Source organism: Acidobacteriota bacterium (assembly GCA_040754075.1).
Lineage (GTDB): Bacteria > Acidobacteriota > Blastocatellia > UBA7656 > UBA7656 > JBFMDH01.
Genome location: JBFMDH010000029.1, coordinates 64188 through 80230, shown reverse-complemented (window position 1 = coordinate 80230; position 16043 = coordinate 64188). Strand labels below are relative to the sequence as shown.

General features: G+C 51.7%; 8 protein-coding genes and 1 pseudogene. 3 read left to right on the top strand and 6 right to left on the bottom strand.

The annotated features are described in order from the left end of the window. Nucleotides 1–4 precede the first annotated feature (4 nt). Nucleotides 5–199 (bottom strand): hypothetical protein, encoded by a 195-nt coding sequence (locus AB1757_24475; protein MEW6130213.1) that lies wholly within the window; start codon nt 197–199, stop codon nt 5–7. Between the two features lie 189 nt (nt 200–388). Between AB1757_24475 and AB1757_24470 the strand changes: the two genes are divergently transcribed. Together AB1757_24470 and AB1757_24465 are read left to right on the top strand one after the other, a co-directional pair. Then, nucleotides 389–3217 (top strand): winged helix-turn-helix domain-containing protein, encoded by a 2829-nt coding sequence (locus AB1757_24470; protein ID MEW6130212.1) that lies wholly within the window; start codon nt 389–391, stop codon nt 3215–3217. A gap of 113 nt (nt 3218–3330) precedes the next feature. After that, a complete protein-coding gene (locus tag AB1757_24465) occupies nt 3331–6336 on the top strand; it encodes a diguanylate cyclase (GenBank protein ID MEW6130211.1) in 3006 nt (1001 codons plus the stop codon). Nucleotides 6337–6515: 179 nt separating this feature from the next. Here the strand turns inward: AB1757_24465 and selD are convergent. The 5 genes and pseudogenes from selD to AB1757_24440 all read right to left on the bottom strand — a co-directional run bounded on the left by selD (nt 6516) and on the right by AB1757_24440 (nt 15637). Beyond that, nucleotides 6516–7496, bottom strand: a pseudogene (gene selD / locus AB1757_24460) (selenide, water dikinase SelD). Nucleotides 7497–7893: 397 nt separating this feature from the next. Next, nucleotides 7894–8469: an inosine/xanthosine triphosphatase gene (locus AB1757_24455; protein MEW6130210.1), complete on the bottom strand. Its 576-nt coding sequence runs from the start codon at nt 8467–8469 to the stop codon at nt 7894–7896. Continuing rightward, entirely contained in the window at nt 8469–9791 is a 1323-nt protein-coding gene (locus AB1757_24450) for an ABC transporter substrate-binding protein (GenBank protein MEW6130209.1), read from the bottom strand. Before AB1757_24450 ends, AB1757_24455 begins: the two co-directional genes overlap by 1 nt. A gap of 303 nt (nt 9792–10094) precedes the next feature. Continuing rightward, nucleotides 10095–13004, bottom strand: coding sequence for a protein kinase (locus AB1757_24445; protein MEW6130208.1), 2910 nt, complete (start codon nt 13002–13004; stop codon nt 10095–10097). Between the two features lie 257 nt (nt 13005–13261). Continuing rightward, nucleotides 13262–15637 (bottom strand): tetratricopeptide repeat protein, encoded by a 2376-nt coding sequence (locus AB1757_24440; protein ID MEW6130207.1) that lies wholly within the window; start codon nt 15635–15637, stop codon nt 13262–13264. A 149-nt stretch (nt 15638–15786) separates the two neighbouring features. Between AB1757_24440 and AB1757_24435 the strand changes: the two genes are divergently transcribed. Continuing rightward, the gene (locus AB1757_24435; GenBank protein MEW6130206.1) at nt 15787–16041 is read left to right on the top strand and encodes a hypothetical protein; all 255 of its coding nucleotides are present in this window, start codon (nt 15787–15789) and stop codon (nt 16039–16041) included. Nucleotides 16042–16043 lie beyond the last annotated feature (2 nt).

Below are 16043 nucleotides of genomic sequence, written 5' to 3'. Positions count from 1 at the left end.
TTCTTTACTCCTCAATTGTAATGATTTTTTTATCATAGAAAATGGTCTCTGCCACGTCGAAATCACTTTCCTTAGCGCGTTCATCTACGAGTGTAGCGAGCGATGGCTCGGATGAATAATTCCCCCGTCGCGCATCATTAGCGGCATTTCTTGTGACCGTAAAAAATTCACTGTTGTCGGTGGCAGTGGATAATAGCATTGGCGTATTTGGCTTACGGTCTGACACGAAAGCGGGTGTGGCTGTGATAAAGTAACATTTCCCGTTCATAAAAAATTTTCGGGGCGGGGGCATCGTTTCGGCATCCAAGCGTTTCCACTGTTCAATTTAGCGAAATCGTTTTAAATAAAAATGAGCCGAATCTGAGAAACTTGTGAGAAAATCAACCCGATGAGTCAAGCCAAAGCGCAAACCGGCGGATTTTATTTCGATGATTTCTTTGTTGATGCGGCAAACCGTCAACTGCGTCATCGAGGTGAAGCTCTGCCGCTCAATTCAAAATATTTCGATGTCCTGCTGTTGCTGATTAGCGAAGGCGGAAGACTCGTCGAAAAGCAGCGCATTTTTGAAACCGTCTGGGGCAGTGTATTTGTCACCGATGCGGCGCTCACCCAGTGCATTAAAGATATTCGTAAACAACTCGGCGATGATGCCTCGAATCCGCGTTACATCAAAACGGTTCCTAAACACGGCTACATTTTTATCGGTAATGCGGTGGCAACCAGTGGCACAGCGCAAATCGGTAACGGACATCTCACCGCTTCGCAGATTCAACCGGTGACGGCGACAGAAAATTTGCACCTCGCTGCCCGTCCTTACAAATTTTTAGATTATTACACCGAACAGGACAGCAAACTTTTTTTCGGACGCGAAGCCGAAATCGCCGCTATCGGTTCACAGATTCTCGCGCGGCGCTCATTCATTCTGCACGGGCGTTCGGGGGTGGGCAAAAGCTCAATCATTCGCGCAGGGCTTGCGCCGCAACTGCGGGCGCTTGGAAATCCGGTCTTCGTCATTCGCAGTTTTACAGACCCGCTCGGCAGCATGCTCGAAGAATTAGCCGATGCCTTAAATGTAAACGACGAATCGCCGGATTATCAGGCAACCACTATTGCAGAAGCGATTGAACAGGCGGCGCAACTGAAAGCTTTTATCCTCGAGGCGACCGCAGATGCGCCGCAAGGCTCGGTGATATTTTTCTTAGACCAGTTTGAAGAATTTTTCTCGTTGCTTGATGAAGCGGCGCGCGAACGGTTCATCGCGGCGGTCGGCGAATTGTTTGCCAATAATCATCTGCCGGTTAAACTGGTTTTCGCGTTGCGCGAAGATTACCTGGCGGAAATGAGCCAATTCAAAATTGCCATTCCTGAAATTTTTCATCACGAATATCGTTTGAAACGTCTGAGCCGCGACCAGGCGGCGCGCGCCATCACCGAACCGGCGCTTGCCGTCGGGTGTCAGTATGAACCGCAACTGGTTGGCAAACTGTTACAGGATTTAAGCGACCACGAAAGTTTCGACCCGCCGCAACTGCAAATCGTTTGTGACCGCTTGTTCGATGCCAGAAATGAACAGGGATTGTTGACCCTGGCGGCTTATGAAGGATTGGGAACCGCTTCACAAATTCTCGCGAGCTATTTAGAGCGGGTGTTGCGGCGTTTTAATACCACGGAACTTAAAACCGCCAAGGCTATATTGACGGCATTGATTGCCGATGACGGGCGGCGATTGGTACTGCCTGCCGCAAAAATCAATTCGCAACTTCGCCATCACCTTCAACAAAGCAACGATGAAAACCGTGCTGCGCGATTGATTGATGAGTTGATTGCGGCGCGTATCGCGCGTCGTCGTTATCACGAAGGCGAGGCGTGGCTGGAGTTGGCGCACGATTTTCTGACGCCGGAAATTTCGCGCTGGCTGACCGCCGAGGAACGCGAACTCAAACAGGCGCGCAGCGTGCTTGAACGCGCCATTGAAAATTACACCGCCCATCAACTGATGATTGATAATGACGCGCTCGATGTGGTGTTGCCTTTTGCCGAACAGTTGGGCTTAACCAAAGAGGAAGCCGTATTGCTCACCCGCAGTTTAATGGCTCGCGGACGCCAAGCGCCCGAATGGCTGCTCAGGCGTGTGGTTTCTGCGCTTCCTGAATTGATTGATGCGGCGCTTCAGGAAACCGACGCGCAAATCCGTTTGAGCGCCATTGATGCCGCCAAAATTTTGCGCGATGACCAAACCAGAATGACGCTCAGGCATCTGGCGCTCTGGGATAAAGACCTGGCGATGAGGAAAGCCGCAAGCATTGCGCTCGCCGATTGGTTGCAAACCGAGGTTGCCGAGGTTTTTGTCAAAGACCAACCGGGCGAAACCGTCGGCACCATTCGCCGCGCCATTTCACTCGCTATGGCGCGCGATTATGACAAGCAGTTGATTCGTTTGAACAGGCTCTCGCCGCTTGTCAGTTTGCTGATGGTTGGCGGGTTGATGTGGGTGCGTTTGCTGCGAGGCGGGCGGGCGATTTTATTGCAGGGAACTGCCGGCATGCTCGGCGCTGCCGCATCGGGTTTGGTGGGTGGCTTGATGCTGGCATTGGCGCTCGCGATTGCCCGGCAAGCGCCTGCGGTTGAAGCCGCGTCATTGATGCTGGTACTGGTGGCGCTCGGCACGTTTATCGGCGGACTTGGCGGATTCGGTGTGAGTTTTGGCATGGTCGCGGCAACCCATATCACATATCGTCACAGTCGTTGGTGGTCAGTGGTTGGCGGCGCGGCGGGCGGCGCAGCGGTTGGCGGCGTTACGAATCTCTTGGGCGTCGATATTATTCGCGCCGTGTTCGGGCAAAATCCGAGCGGCATCACCGGCGCTCTGGAAGGCGCGGTCATTGGCGCGGGCGTCTCGCTTGGCGCGGTGTTGATAACCGAGTGGTTGAAAACCCCGCGCGGCTGGCAGCGGGTTTTAGGCGCGGCGCTTGGCGGTTGCGGCGCGGGCATTTTGCTCACCATCATCGGCGGCAATTTGTTTAGCGGCAGCCTCGAAATCGTGGCGCGTTCATTTGCCGACTCGCAAATCCGCCTGGAACCGCTGGCGCCTTATTTCAGCCGCGTCCATTATTCACACATCCGCGAAATCATCTTCGGCGGCATCGAAGGCTTGATGTTCGCTACGGGACTGATGACCGCCATCGAATTTACAATGCGAAAAATCAATGACCGGTAAATTTCAATTGAAATCAGCCTCTGAATCGGTTAGAAAATTAAGTATCCTGACAAGTCGCCCTCGCATGTTTAGCCTCTGAGTCTCCCGTTAATCTCAAAAAAGGATTGCTCACCATGCCAAGGGTTAGTTGTGATGATGGTTTGCATAACCCCTCCGTTTTAAAACGCCGGTTGCGCTGGTTGGTTTTAGGGTTGATGTTTATTGGCAATTTTGCGGCGGCGGACACCTTCGCGCAATATCGCTTCGAGCAATTCACCACCAACAACGGCTTGCCGCAAAATACCGTCAATGCGATTGCGCAAACCCGCGACGGCTATCTGTGGTTTGCGACCTTCGATGGTCTGGTGCGCTATGACGGGATACGCTTCACCGTCTTTGATAAAGGCAATTCCAATGGCATTACCAGCAATCGCTTTGTGACGCTTTGCGAAGATTTGGAAGGCACACTCTGGGCAGGCACGGTTGACGGCGGGTTGATTCGCTATCGCGACGGCGCGTTTACCGCTTTCACTACCGAACAGGGACTGCCAAGAAATCACATCGCCAAACTCCAGCTTGATGAAAACGGCGCGCTGATGATTTCGGTTAATAACGAAACCAAAAAATTGACCATCTCAACTGACGGCAGGTTTAGCGAAATCCCTGCGCCAGCGATTAATGAATTCACCGACCATTCAAAGGCGCGATGGATTTGGCATAAAGATAATTTAGTTCGCATCCGTAACCGACAGCCGACAGTTTTCTCAATCAAGCTAGCCAGCGAAGAGTTTTTTCGTTACCGGTACGAAGACCGCGCCGGAAATCTCTGGTTGGGCACCGATAACAATGGCGTTTATCAAATCTCCGATGACACCGTGACCCATCATTTGCAACCGCCAACCCCTGCGCTGAATTTTCGCGCGCGGGTCGGCGGCGAAGATCACGATGGCAATTTGTGGGTGTTTGATGAACAGCAGCTATATCGCTACCGTGATGGCAAACTGACTCCTCTCTTGACTGCGGAAGGGGTGACATTTAAACCCATCCGGGCAGTATTTTGTGACCGCGAAGGCATCATCTGGGTCGGTACGGATGGGCATGGCATGTATCGTGTGACCCGCCAATTTCTTAATACCTATTCAATGAAAGACGGGTTGCTCGAAAACAATGTCTATCCGATTTACGAAGACCGCGCCGGGCATATCTGGATAGGCACACTGCAAAAAGGTTTTGCGCGACTCGCGAATGGCAAGTTTACCAATTTTTCATTAGCCAAAGCCGAATCAGCAGGCAAAGTTTCCCTATCCATTACCCGAACGCCCGACCCCAATGTGAAAATCAATGTTGATGCCTTTTATCAGGATAATCAGGGGCGATTATGGATAGGCGTTGGCGGCGGGTTGTTGAGGTATGCCGATAATAAATTTGAAGATTTTTCTTATTTGCTCAACAGCCCGTTAGAATCGACCGAAGTCATTCTCCAGGATCGCGAAGGCAATCTCTGGTTTGGCACCACCAAAGGGTTATTCAAAATGCAGAATGGGCAAATCAAACTTTATATGCCCGAACACGGATTACCCAATCACGCCATCACCGCAATTCATGAAGATAAACAAGGAAACTTGTGGGTGGGCACACGCGAAGGCTTGGCGAAACGCCAAGGCGACCGCTTCATTCCCTTTACCGCCAAAGACGGTCTGGCGGGCAATCGCATTCGCTCGATTTACGAAGACCGCGATGGCGCATTATGGATTGGCACCTTCGATAGCGGGCTGAGCCGCCTGAAAGACGGACGCTTTACCAACTATACGGTGAAAAACGGTTTGTTTAATAACGGGGTGTTTCAAATTCTCGAAGACCGTCAGGACAATTTCTGGATCAGTTGCAATCGCGGCATCTATCGCGTTGGTCGCCGGCAACTCAACGATTTTGCCGACGGTAAAATTGCGCTGATTAGTTGCGTCGCTTACAACGGTCAGGACGGTATGCGGTCACCGGAATGCAATGGCGGTAAGCAACCGGCGGGCACCAAAACCCGCGATGGCAGATTATGGTTTCCAACTCAGGGCGGGGTTGTGGTGATTGACCCGGAAGTTGTGATTCACAATTCGCAACCGCCGGTGATGACCATTGAATCGGTCAATATCGAAGGACGGAATGTCAATTTCAAAAGCGGCGTCGCTATTGAACCCTATCAAACCGATTTGGAAATCAACTATGCCGCGCCGAGTTCGATCAAAGCCGAAGCTATTCATTTCAAATATAAACTCGAAGGGCTGAGCGACGAATGGATTGATGCGGGAACGCGGCGTTCGGTGCATTATTCGCAACTGCCGCCGGGACATTATCTCTTTAAAGTGATTGCGGCAAACAGCGATGGGGTATGGAATGAAACCGGTGTGGCTCTGGAAATTCATATGAAGCCTTTTTTCTACCAGACCCGTTTATTCATCGCCATGTGGTTGATGATTGCCTTTGGCATTGGCATCGCTATCTATGTTTGGCGCGTGCGACAACTGAAAGCTACGGAACGCAAATTGACGCAAGTGGTCGCTCAGCGTACAGCGCAATTGGTTGAGCGCACCCAACAACTTGAAACTGCCAACGAAAAACTCGCAGAACTCGCCACCCTCGATGGACTCACCAACATCGCCAACCGTCGCCGCTTTAAAGAATTTCTTGCGCAGGAATGGCAACGCGCCGGGCGTGAACAGACGAAACTTTCGCTGCTCTTGATGGATGTCGATTATTTCAAACCCTACAACGACACTTACGGACATCAAAGCGGCGATGAATGTTTGAAACAGGTGGCGCGAGTGCTGAGCGATACGGTAAAGCGCACGACCGATCTGGCGGCGCGTTACGGCGGCGAAGAGTTCGTGGTGGTTTTGAGCGGCACAGACGAGCAAGGCGCGTCTGTTGTCGCCGAACGCATTCGCGCCCAAATCGAACTCCTGCAAATTCCGCATCGCGGTTCAAAGGTGAGTGACCACGTAACCATCAGCATTGGGGTTGCCACCTTCATTCCAGATGGCAGCAACGAAGCGGAAGAGTTGATTGCCGCCGCCGATGAAGCGCTTTATCAAGCGAAAGAGAACGGACGCAATCGCATTTTCACGAAAACCGAAGTCTGGGTGTAAAACCATGAGCAGGTTGATTGTGAAATGATTTGCGACTAAGACGCGAAGCCCATCAGGAATCCCTCGGCAGTTGCAGAACTTTCGAGCCGTTTGCAAAACCATTTGACTGAGGTTGAGCAAGCGGTCTGTGACCGCGTCGTTCGGGAATCGCAGGTTTAGACCGCTTGCTCAACGACTATTTATTTCACCACCAGCGAATGGTCGCCGGGTTCGATGACGCGCCCGATGATGGCGGCATTCGGATAATGTTCGCGCAGGCGTTCGAGCAACGCTTGGGCGCAGTCTGCGGAAATAGCAATGAGCAATCCCCCGGCAGTCTGTGGGTCGAACATCACGCGCCGCAACGCTTCACTGACGCTTTCGGCAATCGCCACATCCGCGCCGACATATTCACGATTGGTTTTATTGCCGCTGGTGAGCAACCCCTGGGCGGCGAGTTCCAACGCGCCGGGCAAAATCGGCAACCGCGATGAATCGATTTCAAGCGTCACCCGGCTTGCCCTTGCGAGTTCCCACGCATGTCCCATCAAGGCAAAGCCTGTGACATCGGTTGCGCCGCGCACCGAAAATTCCTGCATCAACTCGGCGGCGCGTTTACCCGAAGTGAGCATGGTGTTGACGGACGATTGCATAATCGCAGCGCTGGCTTTGGCGAATTTAATGCCGGTGGAAATGATGCCGGTGCCGAGCGGTTTGGTTAAAATAATCGCGTCACCTACGCGAGCGCCGCTATTTGCCGCAACTTTATTTGGGTCAATCACGCCGGTCACCGCATAACCGAACATGATTTGTTCATTATCGACGCTATGTCCGCCGATAAGCGTGACCCGGTTTTCCGTAAGGATAGATAATCCGCCGCGCATGATTTCGCCGAGGATTTGAAAATCGCCTTTTTTGGGAAAGCAGGTGATTGCCATTGCGGTAACCGGTGTGCCGCCCATCGCCCAGACATCGTTGATGGAATTGAGCGCAGCGATGCGACCGTAATCGAACGGGTCATCAACGATTGGCGTGAAAAAATCAAGGGTTTGCACGATGGCGAGGTCGTCGCGGAGACGGTATACCCCTGCATCGTCGGCGGTGTCAAAACCGACAATTAAATTTTCATCGAAAGGTTGTTTGGGAAGCCCGCTCAACACTTGAGCGAGCGCGCCGGGCGCAAGCTTAGCCGCTCAACCGGCGCACGATACCATCTCGGTTAATCGCATTGTAAGTTTTCCTTTCAGTGATAATCGCTCAATTCGAGCAGGCATTTCCTACTTGTTTTTACCAATCAGAAGTTTGACAACCAACCGACCGATTAAGAATAGAAATGCAAAAACAAAAAATAGAAAAATGATGCCCCACAATAGCCTTTTGTAAACATCGGCAACCAGAAAGAGAAAAAGGAGAAAGAGCATACTTAAAGGTATTCCCCATCGCTGAGGATATTTGACAATCCAATTTGCTTGTTCTCTCTGGGTTTTCATTTTTCCTGATTTACTACCAAATGCCTCAATTCATGAAAGCGTCAGAGAAAGCGGCTGTCAATGACAGGCGATGAATTGCGTTGGCAATTTAATAAAGTCGGGCGTTGTAAAACGGCGCAAAAGCGGCAATCAGCGCAGTTTCAAAACTCATCGAACGGGTGAATAAATCTCTCGATAAAACGCCCCAGGTGCCCTGTCGGCTGCGGACATCGCATTCACCGGCGACCGTGTCAATCACTTCGCCGAGTTCGCGCCGTTCTTCGACGACCATTCTCACCATTGCATCAGGCACGAGAATCGAAGGCGACACGCCCAAACCTTCGCGGTTGCCATCGGTCACATAAGCCCAGCCGCGCAAAAAAGTTTGTCGCTTGCCGTCAAATTCAATCGAATGAAAACCGCCTTCAAGACCGATGAAAAAATCCGCGAGTTGATGTTGATTGGCGAGAGATTGTTGTACCGCTTGAGCGCGAAACCGCGCGCCAAGCAGCAACTCCCGGTCACTAAGCGGCATCGCCGGAGCCTCGGTTTCAACCGCCAGCGCGATGATTTCCGCGTCGCGCCACATTGCATCAATTTCCGCTAATCGATTAATCGTCCCGCGAACCGCATCAACTTTGGCGGCGCGGGTTGAACCGAGCGCAATTTTTAGATTAGTCATCATCACCGTCCGCGTTCGATAATTTTAGTGATTTCGGCGTTGGCTTGATTCATGGCTTCTTCGGCGGTGAGCGCGCCGCTGTTGGCTTTCGATAAGAAGATGCCGAAAGCGTTTTCGATTTCATTCCAGAGCGGCGTGCGCGGGCGCGGTTTCGAGCTTTCCAATGATTTCAATTGCACCGGATATGCCGGAAATTTCGCCGTCAGTTCCGCATCCGCGAATAAGGATTTGCGGGTCGGCGGATTTCCCGCAAGCGCCGATTTTTTCATCTGCTCGGCAGCGGTCGCCCACAACAGAAAATCGAACGCCGCATCCATCCTGGTTGAGCCTCGCGGAATCGCTATCAACCAGTTGCCAATCTCTGCGCGCCCTTGGGTTTTCGCGGCGGGCATCGGCGCGAATTCGATTTTGCCAATCACCCTGGATTTTGCCGGGTCGTTGAATGCGCTAATCCACGCGGGCCAGTTAATCGACATCGCCGCGGTGCCTTGCAACAGATGCGTAGACACTTCATCAGCGCCGAAATTGACATAACCGGCGGGCGCATATTTGCCAAGTTCCAGCATGAATTTCAACGCTTCGATGCCTTGCAAACTGTTGACCGCAGGTTTCCCGTCAGCGTCAAACATTTCTGCGCCAAAAGCCCAGAAAATCGGCATAAAATCGGCAACCACGGAATTGCCTTGCGCGGCGCGCATCACATAACCGCGCACCGCGCCGCCCGCAGGTGAACCGGTCTTCTCTTGGTCATCAATCACTCTTGCCGCATTCAATACATCCTGCCAGGTTTCAGGCTTTTTCAAATTGTGTTTTTCAAACAGGTCTTTGCGATAAAAAAAGAGTTGTGAATTGCCGACATAAGGCAGCGCATAAAGCTGACCGCTTTCGTATGGGTGACGACCAAGCGCCAGCGACGCGCGAACGAAATCATCATCCGGTCCCGCGAGCATTTTCTTTTGATAAAAGGGTGCGAGGTCAGTGAGAAAATTTTGTGAAGCGAAGCGCGGAAACCAGGGGTCGTCCAGCATGATTAAATCATACGCGCCGCTGCCGGTGTTTAAATCGACCAGTTCTTTTTCAAAGAGATTGGCGTAAGGGAATTCGGCGATTTGCACTTTGATGCCGGTCTGCGCTGCGTAATCGCGCGCCGCCTGTTTGAGGGCGTCGCCTTCAACACCGGAATTGACCGCGATGGTGATTTGCCGGGCGTCCGGGCTGCGATGGCAAGCTGAAATCGCGAGTAACGCGAAGGCGCAAAATAAGGCGATGATTATTGAAGTTTTTAAATGGTTGAATGAATGAAAGCCGGTCATAGCGCGGCGCATTTTAACATAACCGTGATGATGAGAGGCAATGAATCTGCGAGCGCATTCAAGGCGTTTCGGGAAAATAAAATGTTCGACAACCAGTGGTGAAAATTTATTCGCGATTCATGCGGATAAAATGGATTCGGGTATCAGCCGCTATCCGCCTCATCTGCTCAATCCGCGGATAAATTTTTCTCCTGGAAAGAAAACGCATTGATTGATGGAAATTGAAACGGGCAAAAGACAGCGCCTTGCTTGATGCAAAATGAAATGAGCAAAAGGCCAGACGCTAATCGAAAACCCAATCATCGAGCGGTGACTTTATTGTGCCTTGAGCTTTGCCACAGCCGTTTTGCATTTGGCTAACTTTTGCGCCGCTTCGGCGGGTTTCCCTTGGGCATCTTTCAACAAATTGCGTTGCTGTAAATCAAGCCAACCATCGAGACTCTTCTGATACCAGTCGCATGCCGCGCGCAGGTTTTCCGCGCGCGCTGTTTTATTCGCCGCCAGGCTGTACGCATCGCCGAGATTTTCGTAAACCGTCGGCAAACTGTGTTGCAAACTTTCATCTGCGGATTGATGAGTCGCTAAATCTTCATAGGTTTGTCGCGCCTGATTAAGTTCCCGAATCGCTTCCTGAACGCTTCCGAGTTTGAGCAACAGATCACTGACCATCAAATGGCTTTCGGCGGCAGTGAGTCGCGCATCTGCATTTGCAGGGTCAGCGGCGGCTATCGCTTCATCAATGGCGAGCGAGTTTTGATAATAGGCTAACGCGCCGCGCAAATCATTTTTTGCCATCATCACATCGCCAAGTTTGTAGTAGCAGTTCGAGAGGTCGGCTTGCGCTTCGGCGTTGCCGGGGTCGGCGGCGGCAAGCTTTTCGGCAAAGCCGAGCGCCTTGCGTTGTTGCTCTAATGCGCCGCTGGCATCGCCGAGCGCCAGCAGCATCTTGCCGATTTTTTGATAGTCCGCCATCAGGTCGCGTTGCGCCTGCGCGTTGGTCGGGTCGGCCAGGTAAAGCTTTTCATCAATCGCCAAAGCTTTACGATTGTATTCGAGCGCGCTTTTTACCTCGCCCGATTCGGCGAGCGTGTCTGCGAGACGTTGCAACACGACGCCGACATCGCGCTTGGCTTGGGCATTGTCGGGATAATCGGTTGATAGTTTTTCCATCATGGCTAATGAACGGCGTTGATAATCGAGAGCTTCCGGGGCTTTCCCCATACCGCCGAGCGCATCGCCTAAAAACATATGACTGAGCGCGAGGTCGCGACGGATTTCGATGTCTTGCGGGTGTTCGGCAGCTAACCCTTGGGCAATGGTGAGCGCCTGCGTGAGATTTTCAAATGCCGCATTCATATCGCTGCTGGAAATCTGATACCGGCCAAGTCGTGTATAGGTATTTTCCAAATCGCGACGAATTTCAATATGGTCGGGGGCATCGGTGAGCGCCGCTTTTAAAAGTTCCTGCGCCTTCAAATAATCGGTGAGCATTTCGCTTACCTGTCCGGTCACTCTCAGGAGGTCGCCAATCAAGAGGTAACTTTTTGCCAGTTCGCGGCGGATGTCTGCGTTTGTCGCATCGGCGGCATATAACCGTTCGCGAATCGTCAGGGCTTTTCGCTGACTGGCTAAGGCGCCCGAATAATCGCCGAAACTGGCTTTGAAAGGATTGCCCTGCACGAGTCCGACTTTTTCATATGCCGATGCGAGTTCGCGTTGCAGCGTTAAATCATTGCTGCTTTCCTGCGAAAGATTGTCGAGGTATTCCAGGGCGTCGCGCACCATGCGTTCGCGCATCGGCGTCGAGCCGGGCAGTTTTTCTATGCCATCGTGATAATCGAACAACACGGCATTTGCAAGTTTGCGAACCTGATTGAAACGATGTTCGGATTTGTCGCGTTCGCTACGCGCAATGCGCGCCTGCCAGATGGCGGTGGCGGTTGCCGCAAGCAATAAAATGGTGACCACAGTTGCGGCAATCACACTGGCGCGATGACGCCCGATAAATTTACCGGCGCGATAGGAAAAGGTATCGGGACGGGCGCTGATTGGCAGTCCTTCAAGGTGACGGCGAATGTCATCGGAGAATTTTTCAACTGAAGAATAGCGCCGTTCAGGCTCTTTTCTGAGGGCTTTGAGGATGATGTTATCAAGGTCGCCTGCCAGTTGGCGACGCAGTTTTTCCGGCTGCGCGGCGCGCGGTTTACTCAGGTTTTCGGAGGTGCGATGCGAATCGGTCTGCTCATTGCCATTAACCGCAGTGACCGAACGATTGATGACCGTGCTCGGTTTAGAAGGTTCCTGTTCACAAATAACGCGCACCATCTCCACAGGCGAAGAACTGGTGACCTCATATGGGCGATGACCGGTGAGTAATTGATAAAGGAGTACGCCGAGGCTGTAGATGTCGCTTGAGGTGGTAATCGGTTCGCCCTTTGCCTGTTCGGGACTCGCATATGCAGGCGTCATCAGGCGCGCAATGTTTGCCGTGGCATCGGCTTGAAAGGCGAATTCCGGGTCGAGCAATTTGGCAATGCCAAAATCCAGAAGCTTGGGCACGCCATCCACGGTCACCAGAATGTTGCCGGGTTTGATGTCGCGGTGAACCACTAAATTTTGATGGGCGTACTGAATCGCCGAACAGACCTGACGGAAGAGTTGCAAGCGTTCAATGGTGGTCAAGCGATTGTCATCGCAATAGGCGGTGATGGGTTTGCCTTCGACGTATTCCAGCACAAAATAAGGTAAACCGTCTTCGGTGGTGCCGCCATCGATCAAGCGCGCGATATTCGGGTGGTCGAGGTGCGCAAGGATTTGTCGCTCCTGCCGGAAACGATTGATGACAAATTTGTTCTCCATACCGCGCTGTACAATTTTGATGGCGACCTGTTTTTCGTATTGTTTGTCGGCGCGCGTCGCCAGATAAACCGCGCCCATGCCGCCGCGTCCGAGTTCGCCAGTCACTTCATAAGCGCCGATGCGTTTGCCGGTCATCTCGTCTGCAAACTGCATATCGGTGCCCAGCAACCGGGTTTCATCGCTCAAGGTGTCTGCTTCGATAACTGCCGTCGCTTTGTCGTGCAGGTTTAACAGCGATTCGATTTCCTGGCGCAAGGTTTCGTCGTTGTTACAGTGCGTATTGATAAAGGCGGTGCGCGCTTCGGGCGATATTTTGGTTGCTGCTTCCAATAGTTCCTGTCGGTCTTTTAAAGATTTAAAGCCCATAAATTTTAATCGTCATTAAAACAGATTCAGAATAACCGTTTGAATAAATAGGCTGCCGATACATTCAAGGCTGTTTTGAAAAGGAAGCAGTCCGTGTTGCCCGGAAATTATACGTTGGAAATTGCGGACATTTCAATCACTAAGCCGGTGGTCGTTGGATGCTTCTTTCTGTGCCTATCGTGAAAGCAATGAGCAAGCAATGAAAGCATTAAATTGGTCTTGGGATTGAGCGGGTGCGGCGGATATTTTTTTGCGGTTTAACCCGCCAACACTTTTTTGCTGCGGATGATTTCAGGCAATTCAGGGTCAGCGTGCTTCCAGGCTTGCAGGAAATGCGCATACAGGGCGCGGGCTTTGTCGGTGTCGCCTTTTTGCTCGAAAGCCTGCGCGAGATGATAATGCGCCAATGGATAATTCGGGTTTGTATTGATGATGCGTTGGTATTCGGCGATGGCTTCATCCCATCTGCCGGATTCCAGGTAAGCGCTGGCAAGGCAATCTTCCAGAGAATCGATTTCCCAAATTAGCGGCGCGTATTGAATGGCTGCTTTGAAATGGTTGATGGCTTCGGCTTGCTGCCCGCTCTTGAGCGCCAGATAGCCGCGAATGTAAGAATAGGTTCTCATAGGCGGTCTTTGCCCGCGATGTCCGAAAGGGGATTGCGCAAAGATGGAGGCTTTAAATTTTTCAACCGATTTCAGGTCGCCTCGCTGCAATGCCAGCAGGAGCGGCGTCCAGACATAACTTTTTTCGTATTGCAGGGTGCGCTTTGTCAGGGCGCTTGCCCGATGCAGATCGCCCTTGCGCAAATAGATTTTGGCAAGCCGGTCATAAGCGACGGCGCGTTCGCGGTCATTGGGCGCAACCTCCAAGCTTTTGTGATATTGCGCAATCGCTGCCTGATAACGCCCGGTTTGAAAATAGCTGTTGCCCAGATGAAAGTGGGCGATGTGAAAATTGGGTTTGAGGTCAATGGCGCGCTGGTATTCGGCAATGGCTTCATCATAACGCCCCGCGCATTGATAGCTCATCGCCAGACTATCGTGGGCATTGGCTTCAGCGGGCGCGAGTTCAACATAATGCCGGTGCGCGGCAATCGCTTCATCATAACGATAGCGATCAAGATAAATGAGACCGAGCGCGTTGTAAATTTCCTTGGCATCCGGGTCAACGACTAAACCCTGTTTCAAGACATTGATGGCTTCTGCGTACCGGCTTTCGCCCCTCAGCAAATAACCGAGCCGCAAATAAGCTTCAACTTCCAAGGGATATTGCGCGATGATTTTTTTGAAGGGTTCAATAGCGCCGGGATAATCGAAATTGGCGATGGCATACCAGGCAATGATATATAGCCGGTCTTTTTCGGTTAAGCGGTTTGCTAGCTGAAAAGCTTTTTCGAGGTAGGGGCGAGCCTTTAAGGCATGACTGTCGGTCACTGCATAAGCATAACCGATGCGTCCGTAAGCCATCGCAAATTGCGGGTCAAGGGCGATGGCTTTTTCAAGCAGGGCAATCGCCTCTTCGTTATGTAACGCCTGAGCTTTTTCTACAGCGAGTGAGTATGCGCGGTAGGCTTCCAGATTATTGGTCATCACTTCAGCCAGGCTACCGGTCTTCTCCTGACCATCAGGGTCAGGGCGCAGATGCGCCGCCAGTTTCAGCGAAAGCAGGTCGATGTTGGTGAGCAGGTCTTTGGGCGTATCGACAACCAGATGCTCTGAGGTAAGCAGTTGATGATGGCGGGTGTCGTACAATTGCACATCGATGCGAATGCTGTCATTGACATTTGCAAAGCTGCCGAGAGCGATAATCTCGGCGCGGCTTAACTCCGCAATATGAAGCGCGTCATCGAGGCGAATATTATTGCCGCTGTTGTAACCGATTCTTTCCAACAGCAGATGAAGCTGTCGCCGGTTCAATAAAGTCAATTTGTCGGAACGCGAAAGGTTGGTGATGAGCATATCCGCAAGCCCTTCACGCAACCAGTCGAGATGGGGATTTCCTGATTGATTATCGAAATACATCACCGCAACCGACCGCTTGCCTGCAAGTTCCGATAAAGCGATTTCCGGCAGTTGACGATTGCCTTGCCGGAAGAGATAAACCGTTAACATAGCAACAATGAGAAGGCTTGCGGCAATGGCGAATAGATAAATCCGCCGGCGTCGGGATTTTTCTATGATTGGCGTTGATGCGATTGGCAATGCGATTACAGGCAACGGCGATTCACTATCAGTAATCTCTTCGTACTCGAACTCAACCGACGTATGTTCCTCGCAATGAATGGTGGCAAGATCATTCAGCCCGAGTGTTTCAACCTCGGCAATGAAGCGGTAGCCGACTTTCGGAATAGTTTTGATGAAACGCGGCTGGCGCGGGTCATCATTGAGCGCGCGGCGCAATTCTTTGATGGATTGCACCAGCGCGTCATCGGTGATAACCGCGCCTTCCCAGATGTTCTCAATCAAATCGCGTTTGCTGACAACGCGGTGGCGCTCTTCGATGAGGTAGACCAGCAATTGCATCAGTTTATAGCGGAGGTAGAGGTCTTGGTTGCCGATTTTCAGGCAATTTTGTGACGGGTCAATTTCGACGCCCGCAAACCGATAAAGCTGTCGATTCAATACTTCCATAGTCCTCAAAAGCCTTATGCAAAACGATTTCAGAAAAATATCAGCTTTTTCTCGTTACTCTATCTCTCAGGTGTGAGATGTAAAAACGGAACTGTCGGCAGTCGAAAACGGCGGCTCGATTATACCAGCTTTCACCAAGATTGAAATCAATGACCAGGCGAATCGCAAGATTAAAAGTCACCACAACCCGATTACAGACAATGGAATTTCGCGCTTTTCGTTTAATGCTGCATTGCCCACATTGTGAACATGAGGTTGAAATGCTCACCCGCGCTCAAGCCGCAGGCGTTTTGGAAGTGGATGTTCAAACCTTTAACCAACTGATTGCCGAAGGACAGATTCATGCGGTGCAGACCGTAACCGGCGGCTTGCGGGTTTGTAAAGATTCATTGTTTTTGATGTAGGA

Coding starts and splice junctions, on each gene's coding strand:
- AB1757_24475 (MEW6130213.1), bottom strand. CDS start 199: ATGCTATTATCCACTGCCACCGACAACAGTGAATTTTTTACGGTCACA.
- AB1757_24445 (MEW6130208.1), bottom strand. CDS start 13,004: ATGGGCTTTAAATCTTTAAAAGACCGACAGGAACTATTGGAAGCAGCA.
- AB1757_24465 (MEW6130211.1), top strand. CDS start 3,331: ATGCCAAGGGTTAGTTGTGATGATGGTTTGCATAACCCCTCCGTTTTA.
- AB1757_24450 (MEW6130209.1), bottom strand. CDS start 9,791: ATGCGCCGCGCTATGACCGGCTTTCATTCATTCAACCATTTAAAAACT.
- AB1757_24455 (MEW6130210.1), bottom strand. CDS start 8,469: ATGATGACTAATCTAAAAATTGCGCTCGGTTCAACCCGCGCCGCCAAA.
- AB1757_24435 (MEW6130206.1), top strand. CDS start 15,787: ATGACCAGGCGAATCGCAAGATTAAAAGTCACCACAACCCGATTACAG.
- AB1757_24440 (MEW6130207.1), bottom strand. CDS start 15,637: ATGGAAGTATTGAATCGACAGCTTTATCGGTTTGCGGGCGTCGAAATT.
- AB1757_24470 (MEW6130212.1), top strand. CDS start 389: ATGAGTCAAGCCAAAGCGCAAACCGGCGGATTTTATTTCGATGATTTC.